19 protein-coding genes and 1 pseudogene are annotated in these 22,814 nt (G+C 56.7%); 11 read left to right on the top strand and 9 right to left on the bottom strand.

Going from position 1 to position 22,814, the window contains the following annotated elements; translation table 11 throughout:
• Positions 1–3: 3 nt before the first annotated feature.
• A complete protein-coding gene (gene tmk / locus ACEN2T_RS16340) occupies positions 4–681 on the top strand; it encodes a dTMP kinase (protein ID WP_116079700.1) in 678 nt (225 codons plus the stop codon).
• A 700-nt stretch (positions 682–1,381) separates the two neighbouring features.
• Here tmk and ACEN2T_RS16345 read toward each other — a convergent pair.
• Positions 1,382–3,367, bottom strand: a complete 1,986-nt coding sequence (locus tag ACEN2T_RS16345; protein ID WP_442117006.1) for an ATP-binding protein — start codon at positions 3,365–3,367, stop codon at positions 1,382–1,384.
• Between the two features lie 780 nt (positions 3,368–4,147).
• Here ACEN2T_RS16345 and ACEN2T_RS16350 point away from each other — a divergent pair.
• Entirely contained in the window at positions 4,148–6,277 is a 2,130-nt protein-coding gene (locus ACEN2T_RS16350; protein ID WP_442117007.1) for a M48 family metallopeptidase, read from the top strand.
• 73 nt (positions 6,278–6,350) lie between these two features.
• Here ACEN2T_RS16350 and ACEN2T_RS16355 read toward each other — a convergent pair whose 3' ends face one another.
• On the bottom strand, positions 6,351–7,643 hold the full coding sequence (locus tag ACEN2T_RS16355; RefSeq protein WP_032884986.1) for an OprD family porin: 1,293 nt from the start codon (positions 7,641–7,643) through the stop codon (positions 6,351–6,353).
• Positions 7,644–8,053: 410 nt separating this feature from the next.
• On the opposite strand from ACEN2T_RS16355, the gene ACEN2T_RS16360 reads away from it, so the two are divergent.
• Positions 8,054–10,123, top strand: coding sequence for a TonB-dependent receptor (locus tag ACEN2T_RS16360; protein ID WP_442117008.1), 2,070 nt, complete (start codon positions 8,054–8,056; stop codon positions 10,121–10,123).
• A gap of 90 nt (positions 10,124–10,213) precedes the next feature.
• Here the strand turns inward: ACEN2T_RS16360 and ACEN2T_RS16365 are convergent, their stop codons facing one another.
• The 4 genes and pseudogenes from ACEN2T_RS16365 to ACEN2T_RS16380 all read right to left on the bottom strand — a co-directional run bounded on the left by ACEN2T_RS16365 (position 10,214) and on the right by ACEN2T_RS16380 (position 12,747).
• Positions 10,214–10,429: a hypothetical protein gene (locus ACEN2T_RS16365; protein WP_032884982.1), complete on the bottom strand. Its 216-nt coding sequence runs from the start codon at positions 10,427–10,429 to the stop codon at positions 10,214–10,216.
• Positions 10,430–10,663: 234 nt separating this feature from the next.
• The gene (gene aguA / locus ACEN2T_RS16370; RefSeq protein ID WP_032884980.1) at positions 10,664–11,770 is read right to left on the bottom strand and encodes an agmatine deiminase; all 1,107 of its coding nucleotides are present in this window, start codon (positions 11,768–11,770) and stop codon (positions 10,664–10,666) included.
• A 122-nt stretch (positions 11,771–11,892) separates the two neighbouring features.
• Positions 11,893–12,503: pseudogene (locus ACEN2T_RS16375) on the bottom strand (aminotransferase class III-fold pyridoxal phosphate-dependent enzyme); the annotation flags it as partial.
• The gene (locus tag ACEN2T_RS16380) at positions 12,460–12,747 is read right to left on the bottom strand and encodes a phosphotransferase (RefSeq protein WP_442117009.1); all 288 of its coding nucleotides are present in this window, start codon (positions 12,745–12,747) and stop codon (positions 12,460–12,462) included. The gene ACEN2T_RS16380 and the pseudogene ACEN2T_RS16375, both read right to left, overlap by 44 nt.
• 79 nt (positions 12,748–12,826) lie before the next feature.
• Here ACEN2T_RS16380 and rfbB point away from each other — a divergent pair, with 79 nt between their 5' ends.
• Genes rfbB through ACEN2T_RS16415 form a run of 7 tightly spaced genes read left to right on the top strand, consistent with a single transcriptional unit; the run spans position 12,827 to position 19,886 of the window.
• Positions 12,827–13,909: a dTDP-glucose 4,6-dehydratase gene (gene rfbB / locus ACEN2T_RS16385; protein ID WP_442117010.1), complete on the top strand. Its 1,083-nt coding sequence runs from the start codon at positions 12,827–12,829 to the stop codon at positions 13,907–13,909.
• Complete coding sequence (gene rfbA, locus ACEN2T_RS16390) at positions 13,906–14,778, top strand: glucose-1-phosphate thymidylyltransferase RfbA (RefSeq protein ID WP_032884973.1); 873 nt, start codon at positions 13,906–13,908, stop codon at positions 14,776–14,778. Before rfbB ends, rfbA begins: the two co-directional genes overlap by 4 nt.
• Positions 14,775–15,320, top strand: a complete 546-nt coding sequence (gene rfbC, locus ACEN2T_RS16395) for a dTDP-4-dehydrorhamnose 3,5-epimerase (protein WP_032884972.1) — start codon at positions 14,775–14,777, stop codon at positions 15,318–15,320. The genes rfbA and rfbC overlap by 4 nt, the downstream gene beginning before the upstream one ends.
• Positions 15,317–16,186: a dTDP-4-dehydrorhamnose reductase gene (rfbD, locus tag ACEN2T_RS16400; RefSeq protein WP_442117011.1), complete on the top strand. Its 870-nt coding sequence runs from the start codon at positions 15,317–15,319 to the stop codon at positions 16,184–16,186. Before rfbC ends, rfbD begins: the two co-directional genes overlap by 4 nt.
• Positions 16,187–16,222: 36 nt before the next feature.
• On the top strand, positions 16,223–18,031 hold the full coding sequence (locus ACEN2T_RS16405) for a sensor histidine kinase (protein ID WP_032884970.1): 1,809 nt from the start codon (positions 16,223–16,225) through the stop codon (positions 18,029–18,031).
• Positions 18,028–19,404 (top strand): sigma-54-dependent transcriptional regulator, encoded by a 1,377-nt coding sequence (locus ACEN2T_RS16410; RefSeq protein WP_442117012.1) that lies wholly within the window; start codon positions 18,028–18,030, stop codon positions 19,402–19,404. The genes ACEN2T_RS16405 and ACEN2T_RS16410 overlap by 4 nt, the downstream gene beginning before the upstream one ends.
• 26 nt (positions 19,405–19,430) lie before the next feature.
• Complete coding sequence (locus ACEN2T_RS16415; RefSeq protein WP_181640199.1) at positions 19,431–19,886, top strand: YiiD C-terminal domain-containing protein; 456 nt, start codon at positions 19,431–19,433, stop codon at positions 19,884–19,886.
• A 126-nt stretch (positions 19,887–20,012) separates the two neighbouring features.
• Here the strand turns inward: ACEN2T_RS16415 and cysQ are convergent, their stop codons facing one another.
• Positions 20,013–20,849: a 3'(2'),5'-bisphosphate nucleotidase CysQ gene (cysQ, locus tag ACEN2T_RS16420; protein WP_032884967.1), complete on the bottom strand. Its 837-nt coding sequence runs from the start codon at positions 20,847–20,849 to the stop codon at positions 20,013–20,015.
• A complete protein-coding gene (gene nudE, locus ACEN2T_RS16425) occupies positions 20,846–21,412 on the bottom strand; it encodes an ADP compounds hydrolase NudE (protein WP_442117013.1) in 567 nt (188 codons plus the stop codon). Before nudE ends, cysQ begins: the two co-directional genes overlap by 4 nt.
• 87 nt (positions 21,413–21,499) lie before the next feature.
• Here nudE and yrfG point away from each other — a divergent pair, with 87 nt between their 5' ends.
• Positions 21,500–22,162 carry a GMP/IMP nucleotidase gene (gene yrfG / locus ACEN2T_RS16430; RefSeq protein WP_442117014.1) on the top strand — a complete coding sequence of 221 codons (663 nt, stop codon included), beginning with the start codon at positions 21,500–21,502 and terminating at the stop codon, positions 22,160–22,162.
• A gap of 108 nt (positions 22,163–22,270) precedes the next feature.
• Here the strand turns inward: yrfG and lysM are convergent, their stop codons facing one another.
• Positions 22,271–22,711 (bottom strand): peptidoglycan-binding protein LysM, encoded by a 441-nt coding sequence (gene lysM, locus ACEN2T_RS16435; RefSeq protein ID WP_181640200.1) that lies wholly within the window; start codon positions 22,709–22,711, stop codon positions 22,271–22,273.
• Positions 22,712–22,814: the final 103 nt, after the last annotated feature.

Below are 22,814 nucleotides of genomic sequence, written 5' to 3' on the forward strand. Positions count from 1 at the left end.
CGTATGGGAAAGATAATTGCGATCGAAGGTATTGATGGTAGTGGTAAAAACACTCAGTCAAACAAAATCCTTCAAGGCTTTTTAGATAACGGCTTTAAGTGCGAGAAAATGTCTTTCCCACGATATGGAGAGACGTTTTTCGGCCGTGAAGTTGGGCGCTACCTAAATGGGGAATTTGGTACTCTCGAGTCCATTAGCCCTAAGCTTTCGGCAATGCTGTATGCTGGCGATAGATACGAGTCTAGAGATGATATTCTAAGCAAGATTGCCGGCAACGGAATTCTTATTTGTGACCGTTATGTTTATTCTAACGTCGCCCATCAAAGCGCAAAACTTTCAACTGAAGCCCGTGATGAAATTTCGCAATGGATTGAAGAGTTAGAATTCAAGATCTACAAGTTACCCAAGCCAGACCTGACAATCTTTCTCGACGTCCCCCCGGAAGTTTCAGGAAACTTGATCCTTAAAAAAGAGCTAAGGGATTACACCGATAAAAAGAAAGACCTTCACGAAGAAGACGAAAGCTACCTTGAGAAAGTTTATCATGTCTTTAAAAAACTTGCCTGTGAAACGCCCGATTGGATTATAATTGACTGCTTTGAGAACGGTTTATTACTTGGCGAAAATGAGATTTATGAAAAAATCAGAACGGAGCTAATAAAGAGAGATTTTTACAGTTGACTTGACCTATTGAGAAATTTCTACGATTCCAAAGTTAGCTGAGGGCGCGCAGATTTCTGTATGTTAACTAAATATGCGCCCCTAACCCCACCTATATTAGGATGGGGTTTAAATTGCTTGAAATCAATGGCAAGCCATTAAAGCACTGGCAGTGCATCACGATGCCTACAATGGAATGTTTAAGGTCTATAATTATGTAGTAGTTAAGGTTGCGCAAATAGGGATCGCATGTATTAGGATGTACCTAGGCCGCAACTCCTGCCCGGAAAGCTGCGTGGTACTCGTCCGGCCAACTCACCCTCCGAGCTCCGAGCATTGAGGACGATGGTGTTCGCGTATTTTTAAGCAGACGCGATCGCCCTTATTGCCAGTTTTTTTGCGCCAATGAAGCTCTTATCCGAAGCCGTTCAAAGCTCAGGTGGTTTGGGCTTTGTACGAAATACCGAGAAACCCCATCGCCCCTCCTCGAAAGCTGAGATTCTGTGGGGCCTGCAGCCATCTACGGAAAGGAATTCCGTGATGGCAAAGCGCTATGAACTTAGATGAGATCTGGACTGTGGTTACCGATCTCTTCACCGAACCCGACGGCAGGGAACGGCGACCCCACTCGTGACAATCGGCGCAGAAAACAGTGTTGTTTCTGAGAGCGGGTTACCACACCGGTAGCCGAAGTCTGACTTTAAGAAGCCTAAGTATGCGGCTAAGCGACCATTTCTTTCGGAGCATCAGAGGTTCTCACCGCAGCCACTATGTCGTCTGCAGAATCATGCCTGCCATCAGTAAGCCGCTCCAATTCGAGTTGGAGATTTTTATTTAAAAAATCGTGCTTCAACTCAAACTCAGTAAAAATCTCACTCCATCTAAATGCGTACACTCGATACTCACCAATAAACATCAATCCAGGCTCACCATGATTTTTATGACTCTTTATCTGGCTTTCAATATAACCAGTTGAATCAAATTGATTTCCTATCAAATAAAATCTCCAATCCATATTTGAACCGTTAAACTGATCAATTGATCTAATTACCTGATAATAATCATAAACTTGATCAAACTCTTTCTTGCCCAGTCGTATATTCGTAGGATGCTTTAGCTCTAGAACTATATTTTCTACTATGTTTTGTTTCTTCCCTTGCCTAACAAGAAACAAATCCATTTCTCTGTTTTTGCTCTCGTGATCAACTGTATCCTTACTACCTATACCATGCAGCAAATATGTATATCGGCGTAAAGCTTCTTCAAATTTGGGCTCAGCGGCGGTTAGAAGTTGGTACTCCTCACCTATAAGCCAGTAATTTTTCTCCATCATCTTCTGCAGGTGCGGGACTTCTCCGGCATACATATTCGGATCAAATACCAGTTTTTTAAATTCCGCAACAGACTTATATCGATCACTTATCAACTCAATGGTATTTACTATCGATGACATTTTGGTTGTTTGCAGTTGACGCGCAAAGCGCTCCCTCTCCCCTGAGGACAAATCTATTACACCGTCAAGTATTTTGAATAAATCCTCAACCTCACCACTGTCGACAATTAACGATATAAACCTTATGAAGGTCACCTTTTGAGTAGGGTTCAAGTTGGAAAATATTTTTGGCTCTACCTGATAAAGTTGAGTAATGATCTCTTTCAGATCTTCATGTCGTGCTAGTTCCCAATTATTCTTCGAATTAAATTCAGGAAAGTAGCCTTTAGCCTCGAACTCTTCTACTAGCTTCTTGGCATGATCGACAATGAAAGGTTTACGCTTAGCTCTCAAGAATGAATTAACGCTCTTTATCAGCTCCTTGAATTCTTCAGATTGATCCGTCCGAGGGGATAACAGATCAATTTGCCCGCCTTCCTTCCCAACACTAAAATCTTTGAAGTAATCACTAACCACAAAAACACTATGATAAAACTCATCACCTTTATTATTCAGGGTCGTCGGGCGTGAATACTTAAAGCTACCCACAAGATCTGAACAATAGAATCGGGAGAAGTGGCGATTCAATTTCTTAGACCACCTTACAAACTTAATATCAAAGAGGCAGTCAGCAATATTTAGAGTAAATTCCTCTGAATCTCTAACGAGCGACTCACAGGGTATATCATTGCCATTAATACGAATCGCGAAACCTTGATCTCTTTTCAGCTCCAACAGCCATGCGAAATCCTTAATCAGGTATGAAGTCAACTCATCCTTAATGTAAGACTCGGACAGGCCGATAATATTTTCAAAACTAACACACGTGCCTACCTCTCTACCGGAAACTTTTTCCTCAGAGGAGAAGCTGTAGTTGTCAATGTCATCATCGCTTACTTTTATTTCATACTCATATACTTCATCACCGCTGGCATATCGAGTCCTCCATATTGCTCTTTGTGCAAAATGGAAAAAGGTCAAGCGTCCAAGGCCATTTTTACCATGTACAAGTGAGTGCTGCACCTCAAGATCTCTTTTTTCAGAAGAGAGAATAGGTTTAAACTTATTCTCAACCTGAAGGTGTGGAATTCCCGATCCATTGTCGTGTACAGCGAGATATTTGACACCCCCCAGATCATCAACTTCGTATCTAACATCAACAGAAGTCGCACCGGCATCAAAGCCATTCCATATATATTCAGCTACAGCCCTATAAGGCTTGATAGCCTTAAGCCTATTTTTAATCCCTTTTGCTTTGACTTCAACTTTGGCCATTATCCCCGCCTTACACTCTCACTAACATAGACAACATAGCAACAACGTTATGTGCGTGCAAATATAGCACCACCTTAAAGTCTTGGCCACACCTACACTTAACAACTACAACTCCGCTATCCTTCTCTAGGCATGTAGAAATACGCACCGCTACATAAAGATGCAATAGAATTGCGGAATTCGATAGTAATTAATCTGTTGGGCGGACAATGTAAATATTCCCCTCGGCAGCTTAAGTTGATCATATCCGGGATGTTCAGAAAGAAGAAAAGGATATTTTTAGGGATAGCCTGGCGATTATTATAATAATTAATCTATTAACATCATACGGTTACCGCACTTTTTCGACTCCTGGTGCCGCACCATACAAGGTTCCATAGAAAGCTTTCAAAATCTCTGGAACCCCCGAAAAACCCGCCTTCTGGCGGGTTTTTTCGTTTTGGCGTTCCGTGGACTCCGCCAAAATCTTATGGATACCAGCGATTTTAGGGGTGAGGTAGTTAGATAAAGAGGGAGTGTTCTTAAAGCGCACACCACTGCCCCGCTCTCCGATTCGGCTTGCCGTTCAGCCAAGTCCACCGCCGCACCTAGCTTTTAGACGACGACGGCCGCGCCATATAAGACAAAGCCCCTGTAGAAATGCAGGGGCTTTGTTGTTTCTGGAGTTCCACCCTGATCAGCCTGAACCTGCCATCGGCGGGCAGCAGATCAAAGTGCCCCTATCCCGTCGTTCCCGCTTTTTCGGTATAACCAATTCCCTCGCGTTGTGAACGGACCTCTATGAACGCTTTGAAGTTGATCTTCCTACTGGTGATTTTCCCGTTGCTGCTGACGGCCCTGGGTGGCTGGGAGCGCCAGCGGGCGGAGTCCGCTACCGCGGCGTCGATTGATTACCAGCGCCACCTCGTTACTTATAAACAACAGTTGCAAGAGGTGGCGGCCATGCAACCTGTGCCCACCGCTGATGCGCCAGAGGGGCTGATCAGCGTTCAGGAAGCCATCGCTCGACTGGAAAGAAACGAAGCTGAATTGCCCACTGCGCAACGCGTCAATCATGCACGGCGCGTCATCGCGCTCTGGGTGATGGGCCTGGGACTGGTCGCCGCTTTGATTGGTGTAACCGCATTGCTTGCTACGCACTGGGCGGGACGACGTGCGCAGCAATCGCGCGAAACATTGTTGCAGGTGTTCTCCATCGGCAGCCGATCGTTGCCCTACGTGCTGGTGAGCCATGTGGTGGCAATGGCGGCGACCGTGGCCTTGGCGTTGAGCTACGAAGGCTTGGCGATGTGGCATGTCGGCCGGCTGGGTAGTGGCGAGGTCAAGCTGATGGCGGTGCTGGGGGTGATTGCGGCGTTTTGCTTGTATTCGATCTGGCAGTTGCTTAAACAGTTGCGCCACATGCTGGGGATGTTCACGCCTGAACCGCTGGAGATGTTCGGGCAGGTGGTGACGCCCGAGCAGGCGCCGGGGTTGTGGCGCCATGTGAACGAAGTGGCGGGCAAACTCGGCGCGCTGCCACCGGACCATATTGTGGTGAGCCTGGCTCAGGGCTTTTACGTGACGTCCAGCGAGGCCACTGTGCAACCGGCGAACACTTCGCTGCAGGGGCGCACCTTGCATGTGCCGCTGTTGTTCCTGGGCCTGTTGAGTCGCGAGGAAGTCGGCGCGGTGATCGGCCATGAGCTGGCGCACTTTGCTGGGAAAGACACGGAATACAGCCTGCGTTTTTTGCCGATCTACGACGGGGTTAATCGCAGCCTGGAAGCGCTGTTGAACACGATGCTGGCCAGCGATGTTATCCAGGGATGGCTGATGCGGCCGTCGTTCATGTTCGGTGTGTTTTTCATGCAGCGCTTTGATGACGCGGTTAACCACTGGAGCCGTGAGCGCGAATTGCTGGCGGATGCGGCCGGTGCGCGACTGGTAGGCAGTACAGCTGCGGCGTCGGCGCTGTTGCGGGTGTCGGTGTTGCAACCGCACATAGAGGACTCACTGCTGGCACTGTGTGACGCTGCCTCGGCGACAGATCTGCCCGACGCCGTGCTCGCGACCTTGCGTGAGTGCCAATTGCAACTGCCGCCCGAAGCCTTGGCGATTCATCAACCGCACCCAACCGACTCCCATCCCTCCAACGGCGAACGCCTGCAGGCGCTGAACGTTTCGCTGGACGATGCCCTGCGCAGCGCAACCCGCGCGGTGGATAGCGACGCGGCGAATGCTCAGATAGATGCCTGCTTCAGCGCACCACAGGCCCTGCGCGCGCAGCTGTCTGGCGACGTGATGGAAGTGGCCGAGTCAGAGAACACCGCGCATACCCATCTGCTGGAAACCCTGGCCGCTTCGACCGAAGGTGATCGTAGATTGCATGAAGGAGGACAATGGCGCGGGGTACTGATGGCGCTGTCGGGCCTGCCCTTTGTGTTGGCTGCACTGTTTATCCTGAGCCGGGTCTGGATCGCCCCGGAGCGTTTGAAAGGCACGCCGCTGTCGGCAGTCGGCGCGGGCGCTTGCCTGGGTGTTATTGGGCTGGCCCTGCTGTGGCTGGGGATCCGCCGATTCATGCGTGCGCCGCAGACCGCATTGCGCCTGACGCCGGAACATTTTGTGTTCAATAACCTGGCGCAGCCGCTGCCCATCGAACATATCGAAGAGATTTCGCTGCAATTCGTCCAGGGCATTTGGATAACGCTTCAATTGACGCCCGAGGCGCCATTACCTGCAACGCGCAAGACAGCGTTCGGCGTTCCCGGTGTGCGAATTAATAAAAAGAAACGCCAAGTGCTGCTGCTGATGGCACAGCTCTGTATCGACAATAAAAAGATAGAGCCCTATGAAGGGTTGTCCTTGATGCTCGACTACAAGAATGCAGCGTTGGCGCGCACGATTTTGCAGAGCCGCCAGGACTGATACGCGCACATAAAAAAACCCCGAACCAGTCGGGGTTTTTTATCGCCTGGAATCAGGCGCGACGTGGGATCAGTTAGAAAACGTTGATCGGGTAGTCGGCGAACAGACGGATTTCGTTACCGCCTACGTTGTACTTGTCGGCATTGCTGGAAACGCGCAACCACGAGGCACGAGCACGCAGGCTCAAGTCTTTGGCTGGGCCGCTCTGAACGACGTATTTGAACTGGTTGAAGATCTCGCGCTCGGTGCCATTGCCACGGCCACTGCCGTCGTCAATGTTGGTACCGCGAACGTAGGCCACGTTGTAGGTCAGGCCAGGCACGCCGAAGGTGCTGAAGTCCAGACCGTAGCCGGCTTGCCAGGAGCGCTCGTCCTTGCCGTTGAAGTCGGACCAGTAGGAGTTGGCCAGCAGGATGGTGTTGCCGCCGTCGCCGATGCCGGTGTCCACGGTATTGTCACGGTAGCCGCCATACAGGTAACCGGTATCGCCGGTACTGCGCTGATGGGCCAAGGTGAAGCTGTGCGCACCAACAGCCCATGTAGCGCCCAGGCTCCAGATTTTGTTGTCGCGCGCGTCGCCATTACCGCGTTGCTCGGCGAAGCTCCTGTCCAGCTTGGTTTTGTAGCCGTTGAAATCAAAGGTCAGCGACTGTTTCTCTGGCAGGGCCAGCACGTAGTTGACGTTGACGTATTGCTTCTTCAGCACGTCTTGCATGTCGGAAGCGTACAGCGCAGCCGACAGGCTTTCGGTGAACTTGTAGCTGCCGCCCAGGTAGCTGATGTTCTTCAGGTTACCGCTGTCGGTGCCTTCAGCACCTTTTTGGGCTTCCTTGGTGAAACGACCTGCGTCCAGTTGCAGACCTTCGATCTCTTTGGAAACGATCGAGGTACCGGTGTAGGTTTCCGACAACAGACGAGAGTTGTCGTACTGCAGCACAGGAACGGCCGGCATTTGATCGCCGTACTTGAGCACGGTGTTCGATACGCGGAACTTCACCGCGGCGCCGCCCTTGGCCAGGTCGTCGGCTGCTGCGCCGCTGTCACCTTGCTTGAAGAAGTTAATACCGCCCGCGCCGCTGCGACCTTTGCCACCGTCCAGACGGATAGCGTACTGACCGATCACGTCCACACCCACACCAACGGTGCCTTGGGTGAAGCCGGACTCAAACTTGCCGATGAAGCCCTGGCCCCATTCGGCTTTGTCTTGCTTGCCGTTTTTGTAGTCACGGCTGATGTAAGCGTTACGTGCTGCGATGTTCAGGTGGCTGTCTTCAACGAAACCCTTGGATTGCTCCTGGTCGTTTGCCATTGCTGCCGATGCGCTCAAAATCCCCAGAGCGATCAGACTCATCCGTTGCTTCAACATTTTCTTGTATTCCTTATTTCTGGTTGAGTACGCACTGTGACACCAGGCTCCATGTCGCTTTTCTGGTGTCGACTTTTCCGGAAAAAAGAAGGCCCGCGGACGACTGAACATGCCGCGGGCCTTTTTTTATTAGATGAGTCATGGCGGTTAGCCACAGGCGTTGGGCGCAATCCTAGTCGCGGGTTGAACTATGTGTCAATTTCGCGAATCGTCTGTATTTAGGCGAAATAATTCTAAGCAAAGGCCTATAGCCTGTCTGAAAACGACAAAATTCTCGTCGCATACAAGAAAAAAACACATCCAGTAACACATATCAAAGTGGATACGTTTGGTAATAGATAACGCGCGCAAATGCAAAGCATTACCATTAGCGCGTTTTCTCCTCCCAAACATTTTGGATACTTTTCCCAATGCCTGCCCCTCGCCTGACACCCATGACTCTTGGGCTTTCTTTTCTGCTGTCTGCGAGTTTTGCCTGTGCGGCCACCACCTTGCCCGAGACCTCGATCAGCGCCGAAGCTGACGAAGATGACCCGCGCATCAAGGAAACCAGCACCGCCACACGCACTGCCACTCCCGTGCGTTATGTGCCTCAGGCTATTGATTCGGTGAAGACTGAGAACCTGCGGTCCTACGGCACCAACGACCTGGGCCAGGCGTTGAGCGGCATCCCCAACGTGAGCAGCGGCGCCGATACACGTTTCGACAGTGTGCGCATCCGTGGTTTTGACGCGAGCAATGACTTCTACCTGGACGGCATTCGCGACGACAGCCAGTACGTGCGCGACCTGCATAACATCGAGCGCATCGAAGTGCTCAAAGGCCCGGCAGCAGTGCTTTACGGGCGAGGCGGTCAGGGAGGGATCGTCAACCGCGTGAGCAAGTTGCCAACGGCCGGGCACAAATCGAGCATCGAGGCGCAAGGCGGCAGCAACGATTTGCGCAGCCTGTATGCCGACCTGAGCACTGACCCCACCGATAACATCAGCCTGCGCCTGAACATGGGTAACCAGGACAACAACAGCTTTCGCGACGACGTCAGCGGCAGCCGCCAACTGTTTGCACCGTCCATGAGCTGGCAACTCACGCCTGACCTGAACTGGCTGGTGCAATACGAATACAGCCGCTACAACCGCACGCCTGATCGCGGCGTGCCCGGCGTCAACGGGCGCCCAGCGGATGTGAGCCGCAGCACCACCTACGGCGACAGCCGCGATTACATCGACGACAAAACCCAGTCCCTGCGCTCCAAGCTCACCTACGAGCTCAACGACAACTGGCAACTGCGCCAGACGCTGGGCGTGTTCAAGCACGACAGCGATTTCGACAATACCTACCAAACCGGCTACAACCCTGCGAACAACCGCGTGACGCGCCAACGCTGGCAACAGGACCTGACCACCCTCAACATTTTCAACAACGTCGAGCTCGAAGGCAGTTTCAGTACCTATGGCCTGGAGCACCGCCTGCTCACTGGCCTTGAGCTGGGCAGCCAACGTCGCGATCCAAAGCTATACAGTGGTGGCCTGACCGTGCCGGCCATTGACCTCAACCAGCCGAATCGTCATTTGAGCCATACCGGGCGGATGAGCGTGTCGAGCAACAACCACACCGAAGTCGAAAGCCGCGCCATTTACGTCCAGGACCAACTGCGGCTGAATGATCAATGGCAAGTGCTGGCCGGCGTGCGTTACGACGTGTTTGAAGTGAGCACCAAAAACAAGCTGCTCAATGTTCAGGAGGGGGTCGACAGCCGCAAGGCCAGCCCACGTTTCGGCCTGGTGTGGACGCCTCTGGAACACCACTCGTTCTATGCCTCGTGGAGCAAGACGTTCTCACCGGCAGGGGGTGGTTTGATCGGCATCACCCCGAACGCCGCCGGCAGCGTCAACGACCTGAGCCCCGAGCTGACCAAGCAGAAAGAAATCGGCGTGAAGAGTGACTGGCTCGACGACCGCCTGAGCACCACTCTGGCGGTGTACGAACTGGAACTCTACAACCGCCGCACCAACGACCCGCTTGACCGCACCATCATCCTGCTCAGCGGCCTTCAGCGTTCGCGTGGCGTGGAGCTGACGGCCACCGGCAAGATCGTCGGCAATTGGTATGTACGCGGCGGTGTTGGCGTGCAGGATGCCAAGGTCGAGAAAGACAACAATGGCTTTGAAGGCAAGCGCGTCAGCGACGTCGCCAAGCGCAATGCCAGCCTGTTTATCACCTGGAAACCGGAAATGGGCTGGTACGCAGAAACCGGCCTGACGCTGGTGGGCGACCGTTATGCCGACAGTCTCAACACCGTGGTCCTACCGGGTTATGGCAGTTGGGATGCGCTGGTCGGGTTCCGCCATAAAGAATGGGACGTGCGGGCGGCGCTGAACAACATTACCGACAAGACTTACTACGAATCGGCGACCAGTGTGGCGCAGATTCAGCCGGGGGAGCCGCGTAACCTGGTGGTGACGGGGACTTACAGCTTTTAATTTAAGTGTGGGAGGGGCTGCTTCGCCGAACAACGCAGGCGAGCCCCCTCGCCGCAGCAGGCTCGCTCAAACCTTTGATGGCCGTGTAGTTCAGTTTTTGAGCAGGTCACACAACGCGTGCACTTCATCATCACTGAACAACCCTACCGGGTAGCGTTCACTCATAACGCTGCGCAGATCCGATTGCCGCCGGACCTGCCGCGCGCCGTGTTCCTTCAACCAGTGCCCCAGCGCATGGATCGTATCGTTGTTAACCCGTAAAGGGTGGAAGGTGCGCGTGTAGATCGGGTTGATATCGGCGTTCATTTCAGCGCTCTCTCCTACTGCTTGAGCGGCTAACTTACTCAAGGTTTATGACAGAACTGTGCAGTTATCACCTTGGGCCACTGAGGCAACACCGATACAAGAGCTATGCCAATGTCGCGTGCTTGCGGGCTTATGGGCACAAAAAAGCCCGCGGCCTTACTGGGCCGCGGGCTTGCTGCATACGCTGAAACCGAGTAGCACCCGGCCGCCGGAAAGGCGCTGTTACAACTGCACTCAGTTTTTGTGCGGGGCGGGCTGCTGCTGGGTCAGACAGTGGATATTACCGCCACCCAGTAACAGTTCACGGCCCGGCACCATCACCACTTCGTGTTGCGGGAACAGGTTCTGCAGGATGGCCTTGGCTTCGTTGTCCAGCGGGTCGTCGAAGCTTGGCGCGATGATCCCGCCGTTGACGATCAGGAAGTTGACGTAGGAACCGGCTAACCGCACGGTCGGATTACGTTCCTGGGTGCCGTCCACCGGGTCAACACCTGCGCATTCTTCTTCAGTGGCATACAACGGCCCTGGGATCGGCATTTTGTGCACTGTGAATGGGCGGCCCTGAGCGTCGGTGCTGCTTTGCAGCACGTCCATCGCCGCGTGGCAGCGGGCGTAGTTCGGGTCTTGCGCATCGTCGGTCCACGCCAACAACACTTCACCTGGGCGCACGTAGCAGCAGAAGTTATCCACATGGCCGTCGGTTTCGTCGTTGAACAGACCGTCCGGCAGCCAGATGATCTTATCCACAGCCAGGTTGGCGCTGAGCACCGCTTCGATCTCGGCACGGTCAAGGTGCGGGTTGCGATTGCGGTTGAGCAGGCATTCTTCAGTAGTGATCAGGGTGCCTTCGCCATCGACATGGATCGAACCGCCTTCCAGCACAAAACCTTCGGTGCGATAACGCGGTGCTCGCTCGATTTCGAGGATCTTGCCGCCCACCTGCGAGTCGCGATTCCACGGCGAGTAGAGGCCGCCATCAAAACCACCCCAGGCGTTGAAATCCCAGTTCACGCCGCGCACTTCGCCGCTGTTGTTGATCACGAACGTCGGGCCAGTGTCGCGTACCCAGGCGTCATCGCTGGACATTTCCACCACACGAATATTCGGCACGTCCAAACGGGCGCGGGCGTTTTCGTACTGGCCGGCAGAAACCGCCACGGTCACCGGCTCAAAACGCGCGATGGCCTTGGCCACTGCCACATGAGCCGCCTGCGCCGGTTTACCCCCCAGACGCCAGTTGTCCGGGCGCTCTGGCCAGACCATCCAGGTTTGCGTCTGTGGTGCCCATTCGGCGGGCATATGGAAGCCATCGGCGCGGGGGGTGCTGTGCAGGGTGGTCATGGCGATCAGGACTCCGAATGGGGGAAAAGGCCGACTTTATAACGGATAAAAATCGGCTTTAAAAGCGATCAAAAAGCATGATCGATAAATATGACAGGTAATAGCCGATAACAATCGATTAATTACAGCTGCTCATTGGGTATCTTCGACAACATGTCGACAAAAAAATCCACGCTGCGTTTAGACGTAACCATCGGCGGCTTGATCTTGAGGATGTTCAGGTAGTCACCAGTAGGTTGCATGAAAATCCCCAACGCGCGCAGGCGGTCACATAGCAACGTGGTCTCTTCGGTCTCCGGTTCCAGGGTTTGTCGATCGCGAACCAATTCCAGGCCAAGATAAAAACCGGAACCGTGAACCGCGCCCACCAAGGGATGGCGATCAATCAGTGCTTCCAACCGCGTCTTGAAATGCCCTCCGACAACTTTGGCGTTTTCCCACAGTTTTTCTTCCTCCATCACGCCCAGCACCGCCATGCCGATGCGGCAACTCACTGGGCTGCCCCCGACGACGAGAAGAAATACCCTCCAGCCTCCAGTGCATCGGCGATTTCCCGCCGGGTAATCACTGCACCCAACGGCTGGCCGTTGCCCATGCCCTTGGCCATGGTGATGATGTCAGGTACAACGCCCTGCTCTTCAAAGCCTCAGAAAAAATGCCCCATGCGGCCATAGCCCACCTGCACTTCATCAGCGATGCAGACGCCGCCCTGAGCGCGAACCAACCCGTACACCGCTCAGCGCCTTGATGACCTTGGGTACGCGCACGCCCTGCAGTGTGTTGAGGGCTGCGAGCTGGGGCTGCAACTCCACAGCGGCGTAGTCGCCCCGGCAGATTTTCAGAACAAACCGGCCGCGGGAGCTGTCGACTTTGTAATTGAGGTCTTGCTGGCTGCCCAATGACTGCAACGTGCCAGAAAGGCCGTTTTTTAGACGTGTATATCGCCATTGTTCAGGGGGCTTGCGCAACCCCCACATGCACACGGTCCTGACCAGCGCCACAACACAAGCTATGCTCCATTCGCTAAACGTCCGCCTAAGGAAAAGGGCCCCAGTCATGCGCATTCTCATTACCGGTGGCGCCGGTTTTATCGGTTCTGCTTTGATACGTCATCTGATTCAGCACACCGAGCACGAAGTGCTCAACCTGGACAAACTCACCTACGCCGGCAATCTGGAATCGCTGACCAGTATCGCGGCCAATAGCCGCTATGAGTTCGTACAGGCCGATATCATCGACCAAGCCACCGTCAGCGCAGTGCTCGCGCGCTTCGAGCCTCAAGCGATCATGCATCTGGCCGCCGAATCCCACGTCGACCGTTCGATTGACGGCCCGTCGGATTTTATCCAGACCAATATCGTCGGCACCTACAGCCTGCTGGAAGCCGCCCGCGGCTACTGGCAAACCCTTTCCGGGCCAGACAAGAGCACGTTTCGCTTCCACCATATTTCCACCGACGAGGTCTACGGCGACCTACACGGCGTGGACGATCTGTTCACCGAAACCACGCCCTACGCGCCCAGTTCGCCCTACTCTGCCAGCAAAGCCGCGTCCGACCACTTGGTCCGCGCCTGGCAACGCACCTACGGCCTGCCCGTGTTGCTGACCAATTGCTCCAACAACTACGGCCCCTTCCACTTTCCTGAAAAGTTGATTCCGCTGGTGATCCTCAACGCTCTCGCGGGCAAGCCTTTGCCGGTCTATGGTGATGGCTTGCAAGTGCGCGACTGGCTGTTTGTCGAGGACCACGCCCGAGCGTTGCTCACCGTCGTGACGCACGGCGTAGTCGGCGAGACCTACAACATCGGCGGCCACAACGAGCAGCAGAACATCGATGTTGTGCGCAGCATCTGCAGCCTGCTGGAGGAATTGGCACCCCACCTTCCGCACGGTGTGGAGAAATACGCCGACCTGATCACGTTCGTGAAAGACCGTCCGGGCCACGACCAACGCTACGCGATCGACGCCAGCAAAATCGAACGCGAACTGGGCTGGGTACCCGAAGAAACCTTTGAAACCGGGCTGCGCAAAACCGTGCAGTGGTACCTCGATAACCTGGAATGGTGCCGCAGGGTTCAGGATGGGAGTTATCAAGGTGAACGATTGGGCAATACCGACACGAGGGATCTGATTGCATGAAAGGAATCGTATTGGCCGGTGGCTCCGGCACACGCTTGCACCCCATCACCCTGGGTGTCTCCAAACAACTGCTGCCGGTCTACGACAAGCCGATGATTTACTACCCGATCTCGGTACTGATGCTGGCAGGCATCAAAGAAATTCTGGTGATTTCCACGCCGGCGGACTTACCGCAATACCGCAACCTGCTGGGTGACGGTAGCCAGTTTGGCGTGACGTTCAGCTACGCCGAACAACCGAAGCCGGACGGGCTGGCGCAAGCCTTCCTGATTGGCGAGCAGTTCATCGGCAACAACCCCGTGTGCCTGATCCTGGGCGACAACATTTTCCACGGCCAGCGTTTCAGCGAGCAGTTGCATGCGGCGGTCAATCGCGGCAAAGGTGCCACGGTGTTTGGCTATTGGGTCAAAGACCCGGAGCGCTTCGGTGTGATCGACTTCGACAGCGAAGGCCGCGCCCTGTCCATCGAAGAAAAACCCGCTGTACCGAAATCCAGCTATGCCGTCACCGGCCTGTATTTTTACGACAACGACGTGGTCAGCATCGCCAAGGCGGTCAAACCCTCCGCCCGTGGCGAACTGGAAATCACCGACGTCAACAACGCTTATCTCAAGCGCGGCGACTTGCAGGTGGAGCGCTTCGGTCGAGGTTTCGCCTGGCTGGATACCGGCACCCACGACAGTTTGCTGGACGCGTCGCAGTACGTGCAGACCATCGAGCGTCGCCAAGGTCTCAAAGTGGCGTGCCTTGAAGAAATCGCCTACGGCAACGGCTGGATCGACCGCGACCATTTGTTGGAGCGCGCCAAATACTTCGGCAAGACCGGTTATGGTCAGTACCTGTATTCCCTGGCGGGAGACAACCAGTGAATATCATCGACACCTCACTTCCCGGTGTATTGATCCTCGAACCAAAAGTATTCGGTGACGAACGCGGCTTTTTCTACGAAAGCTTCAACGCCCGAGCCTTTGCAGAGGCTACCGGGCTCAGGCGCGAGTTCGTCCAGGACAACCACTCGCGCTCGCAAAAAAATGTGCTGCGAGGCCTGCATTACCAACTGGAGCACACCCAAGGCAAACTCGTGCGTGTCACCGCTGGCGAAGTGCTCGATGTCGCCGTGGACATTCGCCGCAGTTCGCCGAACTTCGGCCAATGGGTGGGCGTACGTCTGTCGGCACAGAACCGTCGCCAGTTGTGGGTACCGGAAGGGTTTGCCCATGGGTTTGTGGTGCTGAGCGACTACGCCGAGTTCCTGTACAAGACCACCGACTACTACCAGCCGAGCGCCGAGCGCAGCATCCTGTGGAATGACCCGACGCTGGCTATCGACTGGGAGCTGAACGAGCCGCCGCAACTGTCCGCCAAGGACCAGGCGGGCAAACTGCTGATGGACGCCGATCTGTTCCCATGAAGATCCTGATTACCGGCCAACGTGGCCAAGTCTCCCAGGCACTGCAAGCGCACCTTCAGGGGCTGGGCGAATTGATGGTGCTCGGCAGCAACCAGCTCGACCTGGCCAAACCGGACCAGATCCGCGAGCAGATCCGCGCCCATCGCCCCGACCTGATCATCAACGCCGCCGCCCACACCGCAGTCGACCAAGCCGAAAGCGAACCAGACGCCGCATTCGCCATCAACGCCATCGCCCCCGGCATCCTTGCGCAGGAAGCCAAGGCCCTGGGGATTCCACTGATTCACTACTCCACCGACTATGTGTTCGACGGCAGCAAGCCTGCGCCCTACACCGAAGCCGACACGCCGAACCCGTTGAGCGTCTACGGCCAGAGTAAGCTGGCGGGCGAGCAGGCCATTGCGGCGGCGGGCGGTCAATACCTGATCCTGCGTACCAGTTGGGTCTACTCCAACCAGGGCAAGAATTTCCTGCTGACCATGCAACGCCTGCTGCAAGAAAAACCGCAGATGCGCATCGTGGCTGACCAGATCGGCGCGCCAACATGGGCCGGGACCATTGCCGGCAGCACCCGCGCACTGATCGAGCGCTGGCTGGCCGGCGAGGCGGGAAAATGGGGTATTTATCACCTCACCGCCCAAGGTGAAACATCGTGGTTCGGCTTCGCTCAGGCGATTGGCGAGCACCTGCACGCCGATGGCAAAGCCTGTGCCGAACTGGAGGCGATCCCATCCAGCGCCTACCCGACGCCCGCCAAGCGCCCCTTGAACTCACGCCTCGATTGCAGCCGCTTGCAGCAACAGTGGCACGTCAGCCAGCCACAGTGGCAAGACGCATTGCGCGAGTGTCTTGCACAGCAGCACTAGGCATAATGCGCCTGTCCCCATAGGCGCACGACTCCCATGACTCCATCCCTTCCGCGAAGACCCCGCTGGCGCAGCCTCGCCCTGCTGGCATTGTGCCTGGCACCGCTGCTGTGGCCGCTGGAGCACTTGGCCGAGCGCTATTACCGCAGCGAACTGGCCGGGCAGAATCGCCAGACCCTCGACCTCTACGTCGCCAACCTGTTGGGCACCCTGCACCGCTATGAAGTGCTGCCGCAGATCCTCGGCGACTTGCCCGCGCTGCGCACCGTGCTGGATGCGCCGAATGTAAGCTCCCATCAAATCAACGCCAACCTGCTGCTCAAGGACGTCGCCGCCCAGGCCGGGGTTGAAGTGATGTACCTGATGGACACCACCGGCAAGACCCTCGCCGCCTCGAACTGGGATAAACAGGACAGCTTTGTCGGGCGCAATTTCTCGTTCCGCCCGTACTTCAGCGAAGCCATGGCCGGGCGCCTCGGGCGGTTTTTCGGCCTGGGTACTACGTCGGCCAAACGCGGTTATTTCTTCGCCGCCGCCGTGCGCGAGGGCGACAAGATCATCGGCGTGCTGGTGGTCAAGGTCGACCTGGACCATACCGAAAGCCTGTGGGGCAACACGCCTGAACAACTGCTGGTGACCGACCACAACGGCGTGGTGATCCTCACCTCACGCCCGCAATGGCGTTTCCGCGCCACTCGGCCGCTGACCGCTGAAGAACGACAGGCGATCACCGCAATCCAGCCCTACCCGACCCGTGATCCACAGCCGCTGAGCCTGAGCAACACCGCATGGTTGCGCCAATCCACTGCCATCGCCGAGACCGGCTGGAACGTCGAAATCCTCGCGCCCCAATCATTAATCAGCCGCCCGGTGCGCACGGTGGTCGCCGTGGGTGGGGCCACGCTTCTGGTGCTGATGTTGCTGCTCGGTTTGATGATGCAACGACGCCGCCATTACCTGGAGCGCATCGCTTTTGAAGCCAAGGCGCGTCGCGAACTGGAAGCCCGTGTGATCGAGCGGACCAGCGACCTGGAAGGCTTGAACCGCCGCCTCAAACAAGAAGTACTGGAACGCGAACATGCCCAGCAGGAACTGGTGCGCGCCCAGGATGATTTGGTGCAAGCGGGCAAGCTCTCGGCGCTGGGCACCATGTCGGCGAGTATCAGCCACGAACTCAATCAGCCCCTGGCCGCAATTCGCAGCTATGCGGAAAACGCCGAGATCCTGCTGGACCATGAACGCACCGCCGATGCGCGGGGCAACCTTAAGTTGATCAGCGAACTGACCGGACGCATGGCTTCGATCATCGCCCACCTGCGCGCCTTCGCCCGGCGCGACCGGCATGCGCCGGAGAGCGTGGCCCTGCAACCGGCGCTGGACGACGCGCTGGCGCTGCTGGCCAAACGTCGGCGGTCAATGGAAGTGGAGCTGATCCGCGATTTGCCGGAAGCGACCCTGTGGGTACAGGCCGGCGAAACACGGCTGCGCCAAGTGCTGGGCAACCTGCTGGCCAACGCCCTGGACGCCCTCACCGAAAAAGGCCCGCCGCGTAAACTGTGGCTGAGTGCCGAAACCACCGCCCAAGGCGTCAACCTGTACATTCGCGACAATGGCCCTGGGTTTTGCATGGAGGCGTTGGGCCGCGCCAGCGAACCGTTCTACACCACCAAGACCCGCACCCAAGGCCTGGGATTGGGCCTGGCGATCTGTGACACCTTGATGCGTGCCTTTGGCGGCGAACTGTCGTTCGCTAACCACAAGGAAGGTGGCGCGCTGTTAACCCTGAAATTGCGTGCCGGCTCGCCGGGCGTCAGTCTGCAACCGTCCGAGGACCGCAGTGTATGAGTATCGATAACCAGATTCAGGTGGTGTTGATCGACGACGATCCACACCTGCGTCAGGCCCTGTGCCAGACCCTGGACCTGGCCGGGCTGAAAGTCCTGACCCTGGGCGAAGCCACCGGCCTCACCGCGCGCCTGTCGCGGGATTGGCCGGGCGTAGTGGTCAGCGACATCCGCATGCCCGGCATGGACGGCCTGGAGCTGCTGGCCGAACTGCACGGCCAGGATCCAGACCTGCCGGTGCTGCTGATCACCGGCCACGGCGACGTGCCGTTGGCGGTGCAGGCGATGCGCGCGGGTGCCTATGACTTCCTCGAAAAACCCTTCGCCAGCGACTCGCTGCTCGACAGCGTGCGCCGCGCCCTGGCCTTGCGCCGGCTGGTGTTGGATAACCGCAGCCTGCGCCTGGCCCTCAGCGACCGCCAGCAACTGAGCACGCGACTCGTTGGACACTCACCGCAAATGCTGCGCCTGCGCGAGCAGATCGGCGCGTTGGCGGCGACCAAGGCCGACGTGCTGATCCTCGGTGAAACCGGCGCCGGCAAAGAAGTCGTGGCCCGTGCACTACATGACCTGTCGAACCGACGCAGCGGCCCGTTCGTCGCGATCAACGCAGGTGCCCTGGCGGAATCCGTAGTGGAAAGCGAACTGTTCGGTCATGAGCCCGGAGCCTTTACCGGGGCGCAGAAACGCCGCATCGGCAAGTTCGAGTTTGCCAACGGCGGCACCTTGTTCCTCGACGAAATCGAAAGCATGAGCCTGGATGTGCAGGTCAAACTGTTGCGCCTGTTGCAGGAGCGCGTGGTGGAACGCCTGGGCGGCAATCAACTGATCCCGCTGGATATCCGCATTATCGCCGCCACCAAGGAGGACCTGCGCCAGGCCGCCGACCAGGGCCGTTTCCGCGCCGACTTGTATTACCGTCTCAACGTCGCGCCGCTGCGCATTCCGCCGCTGCGCGAGCGCGGTGAAGATGCATTGATGCTCTTCCAGCACTTCGCCGACGAAGCCAGCAGCCGCCATGGCCTGACGTTGCACGAGCTGCAGCCGGGCCAGCGGGCCTTGCTGTTGCGTCACAGCTGGCCGGGCAATGTGCGGGAATTGCAGAACGCCGCCGAGCGCTTTGCACTGGGCCTGGAACTGGCACTGGACAGCACGCCGGACAACCCCGCCAGCATCGTACTGACCTCCACACCGGGTGGCTTGAGCGAGCAAGTCGAGCAGTTCGAGAAAAGCCTGATCGCTGCCGAACTGACCCGTCCCCACAGCTCCATGCGCAGCCTCGCCGAAGCGCTCGGAGTACCGCGCAAGACCTTGCACGACAAACTGCGCAAGCATGGCCTGAACTTCGCCAACCAAAGCGCCGACGACGAATGACCCTGCCCACCCACCGAGAGGTCCCCATGAGCCGCGACAGCCGTTACCTGGAATCCGTCCTGCACCACGACATCCCCCTGACCCGGGAAATGGGCCTCAAGGTGCTCGACTGGCAAGACAGGCAACTGCGGCTGCACCTGCCCCTGCAGGCCAATATCAACCACAAGAGCACCATGTTCGGCGGCAGCCTCTACTGCGGCGCGGTGCTGGCGGGTTGGGGCTGGCTGCACCTGCAACTGCGTGAGGAAGGGATTGAAGACGGGCATATCGTGATTCAGGAAGGGCAGATCAGTTATCCGCTGCCGGTGACGCATGACGCGACCGCGATATGCGCGGCGCCGGAGGAAAAGGTATGGAAGCGCTTTATCGCGACCTACAAGCGCTATGGCCGGGCCCGGTTGGCGTTGGACACGTGGATCGTGAATGAGGGCAGTGACGAAAGAGCGGTAGCCTTCACTGGCCAATACGTCCTGCACCGCTAGAAGCCAATACACAAAAAAATGTGGGAGGGGGCTTGCTCCCGAAGGCGGTAGTTCAGTCACTGCTGTTTTGACTGATACACCGCTATCGGGGGCAAGCCCCCTCCCACATTTTGATCTGCGATGGTTTTAAGATCTTGCCAAGGTCAGCAACCGCTCACGCCACGCAGCCTTCGCCGGCAACGCCAGAAAAAACGGGTTCAACAACGATTCCCGCGCCGGGTAGCTGAACGGCTCACCACTCAACTCCAGCACCTCGCCCCCCGCACCTTCGAGCACGCCTTGTGCCGCAGCCGTATCCCATTGCGAAGTCGGCGCCAAGCGTGGATAGCAGTCGGCACTGCCCTCGGCCAACAGGCAGAACTTCAACGAGCTGCCGATATTCGCCAACTTCAACTCACCCACGCCTGCGCTCAACCCGTCCAGCAAACGCTCCTGCTCGGGGCTGGTATGCCGACGGCTGGCAACCACCGTGAATGCCTCACCCGCCGCCGGTGCCTTGCGCACCTGGATCTGCCTGGGCGCTTCGTTCACATCGGATCGCCACGCGCCTAAACCTGCGCCGCCAAAGTAGCAACGGCCACTGGTGGGCATCGACACCACACCGAACACCACGCGGCCGTGTTCAATCAGGGCGATATTGACGGTGAACTCTTCACTGCCGGCGATGAATTCCTTGGTGCCGTCCAGCGGGTCCACCAACCACCAACGCGTCCAGCCTGCGCGCACGCTCTGGTCGATATCAGCGTCTTCTTCGGACAGCACGGGGATGCTCGGGTCCAGCGCGGTGAGGCCAGCGAGAATCAGGTGGTGGGCGGCCAGGTCTGCTGCCGTCACCGGCGAATCGTCGGCCTTTGAAGTCACCGCCACATCGGCGCGCCAGTACGGCAGGATGACTTCACCCGCCTGGCGAGCCAGCTCGATTACAGGGGCGATAAACGGGTGGCCTAAAAACAGTTCGCTCATGCGGTAAACGCTCCACGCTGGATCAACAGATCTCGTACCAGGTACAACGCCGCCAAAGCGCGACCCTCACTGAATTGCTCGTTTTGCGCTAACTTTGACAGCTCGCGCAGATTGACCCGATCCACACGCATCGGCTCGGGCTCATCGCCTTCAAGGCTTTCTTCATACAGGTCAGTGGCCAATACCACTTGGATTTTCTGGCTCATATAACCGGGCGACAGCGACAGCTCGGTAATGTGTTCCAACTGTCGCGCGCCGTAACCGGCTTCTTCCTTGAGCTCACGATCGGCGGCAGCCAGTACGTCTTCACCCGGCTCGATCAGGCCTTTGGGCAAGGACAACTCATATTCGTCGATACCGCCGCAGTACTCTTCCACCAGCAAGGCATGCTCTTCATCGATCATCGCCACGATCATCACCGCGCCATAGCCGGCACCACGCCCCACCAGGCGCTCGTAGGTCCGTTCAACGCCATTGGAAAAGCGCAACTGCACTTCCTCCACGCGGAACAAACGGCTACTGGCGACTATTTCGCGGGCGAGGACGGTGGGTTTCTGGCGCATGAGCGGCTCCTTGGCGTGATCGGGTTACTATACCGTGGCTTTTCCGATTGTCTGTGTCGGATATCTTTACTTACATGAGACCGCACCATGCCCTCTTTGCCCTGGCACGCCATCGACACTGTCCTGCTGGACATGGACGGCACCCTGCTCGACCTGCATTACGACAACCACTTCTGGATGGAACACCTGCCCCAGCGCTACGCCGAGCTGCACGGGGTGAGCCGGGCCATGGCCGAGATGGAGTTGCAGCCTCTGTTCGAGCGTAACGCCGGACAGTTGCAATGGTATTGCCTGGATTTTTGGAGCACAGAACTGAAGATCCCAGTGCGTGAACTCAAACTGGAAACCGCTCACCTGATTGCCCTGCGCCCGGATGCGGATACCTTTCTCGCGGCGATCAAACAGGCCGGCAAGCGCGTGATTCTGATCACCAACGCCCATCGTGATTCGCTGTCGTTGAAATTGGAACGCATTGAACTGGCGCCGTATTTCGAGCGATTGATCAGCTCCCACGACTACGGTTTCGCAAAGGAAGATCCGCAGTTCTGGGATGCCTTGCAGGCCGACATTCAGTTTGATCCCTCGCGCAGCCTGTTTATCGACGACACCTTGCCGATCCTGCGCAGCGCCCAGGCGTTTGGCGTGGGCCATTTGCTGGCGGTAAAAGAGCCGGACAGCAAAAAAGGGCGGAAGGACACGGGCGAGTTTGCAGCAGTCGGTGACTACCGCGATCTCATTGTCGGGCTCTGACCAAATGTGGGAGGGGGCTTGCTCCCGATAGCAGTGTGTCAGTCAAGGAAGCTTTGACTGACACTGCGTTATCGGGAGCAAGCCCCCTCCCATATTTTCGCCCGTGTATTACTCAGGAATACGCAGCGTCTGCCCTGGGTAAATCTTGTCCGGGTTCGACAACTGCGGTTTGTTAGCTTCGAAGATTTTGTTGTACTGATTGGCGTTGCCGTAGACCGCCAGGGATATTGCGCTAAGGGTGTCGCCCTTTTTCACCACGACGAAACGGGCCGCGGCAACTGCCGGGCCGGATACGGTGATCTGGTCATCCACACTGGCCACACCGGCAATATTGCCCGCCGCCAGAATGATTTTTTCTTTCTCTTCCTGACTGGCAACGGTTCCAGTAAGCGTGACCTTGTCACCCTCCACAGTCGCGTGAACATCGGGATTACCCAGCCCGACTTCTTCAATGTGCTTTTTCAGATCATCGCTTGCGTTGGCGTTGTCCGGGGCAAACAGCTTGGCCAACTTCTCGCCTGCTTCCTTAACAAAGCTAAAAAGACTCATCGTACGCGCTCCTTGGTAGTTGATTTCCAGATGCCAAAGACTAGACCAGTCCTACAGATTTGGGTTCCAGCCCGGCCAAAGACCCAAACGCGCTAGAATCCCC

It is taken from the genome of Pseudomonas sp. W22_MBD1_FP4, from assembly GCF_052113765.1.
Lineage (GTDB): Bacteria > Pseudomonadota > Gammaproteobacteria > Pseudomonadales > Pseudomonadaceae > Aquipseudomonas > Aquipseudomonas sivasensis.

Coding starts and splice junctions, on each gene's coding strand:
- aguA (WP_032884980.1), bottom strand. CDS start 11,770: ATGACCACCCTGCACAGCACCCCCCGCGCCGATGGCTTCCATATGCCC.
- ACEN2T_RS16350 (WP_442117007.1), top strand. CDS start 4,148: ATGAACGCTTTGAAGTTGATCTTCCTACTGGTGATTTTCCCGTTGCTG.
- yrfG (WP_442117014.1), top strand. CDS start 21,500: ATGCCCTCTTTGCCCTGGCACGCCATCGACACTGTCCTGCTGGACATG.
- ACEN2T_RS16345 (WP_442117006.1), bottom strand. CDS start 3,367: ATGGCCAAAGTTGAAGTCAAAGCAAAAGGGATTAAAAATAGGCTTAAG.
- ACEN2T_RS16405 (WP_032884970.1), top strand. CDS start 16,223: ATGACTCCATCCCTTCCGCGAAGACCCCGCTGGCGCAGCCTCGCCCTG.
- rfbB (WP_442117010.1), top strand. CDS start 12,827: ATGCGCATTCTCATTACCGGTGGCGCCGGTTTTATCGGTTCTGCTTTG.
- ACEN2T_RS16410 (WP_442117012.1), top strand. CDS start 18,028: ATGAGTATCGATAACCAGATTCAGGTGGTGTTGATCGACGACGATCCA.
- rfbA (WP_032884973.1), top strand. CDS start 13,906: ATGAAAGGAATCGTATTGGCCGGTGGCTCCGGCACACGCTTGCACCCC.
- ACEN2T_RS16415 (WP_181640199.1), top strand. CDS start 19,431: ATGAGCCGCGACAGCCGTTACCTGGAATCCGTCCTGCACCACGACATC.
- nudE (WP_442117013.1), bottom strand. CDS start 21,412: ATGCGCCAGAAACCCACCGTCCTCGCCCGCGAAATAGTCGCCAGTAGC.
- rfbD (WP_442117011.1), top strand. CDS start 15,317: ATGAAGATCCTGATTACCGGCCAACGTGGCCAAGTCTCCCAGGCACTG.
- ACEN2T_RS16355 (WP_032884986.1), bottom strand. CDS start 7,643: ATGTTGAAGCAACGGATGAGTCTGATCGCTCTGGGGATTTTGAGCGCA.
- lysM (WP_181640200.1), bottom strand. CDS start 22,711: ATGAGTCTTTTTAGCTTTGTTAAGGAAGCAGGCGAGAAGTTGGCCAAG.
- ACEN2T_RS16365 (WP_032884982.1), bottom strand. CDS start 10,429: ATGAACGCCGATATCAACCCGATCTACACGCGCACCTTCCACCCTTTA.
- ACEN2T_RS16380 (WP_442117009.1), bottom strand. CDS start 12,747: ATGTGGGGGTTGCGCAAGCCCCCTGAACAATGGCGATATACACGTCTA.
- tmk (WP_116079700.1), top strand. CDS start 4: ATGGGAAAGATAATTGCGATCGAAGGTATTGATGGTAGTGGTAAAAAC.
- cysQ (WP_032884967.1), bottom strand. CDS start 20,849: ATGAGCGAACTGTTTTTAGGCCACCCGTTTATCGCCCCTGTAATCGAG.
- ACEN2T_RS16360 (WP_442117008.1), top strand. CDS start 8,054: ATGCCTGCCCCTCGCCTGACACCCATGACTCTTGGGCTTTCTTTTCTG.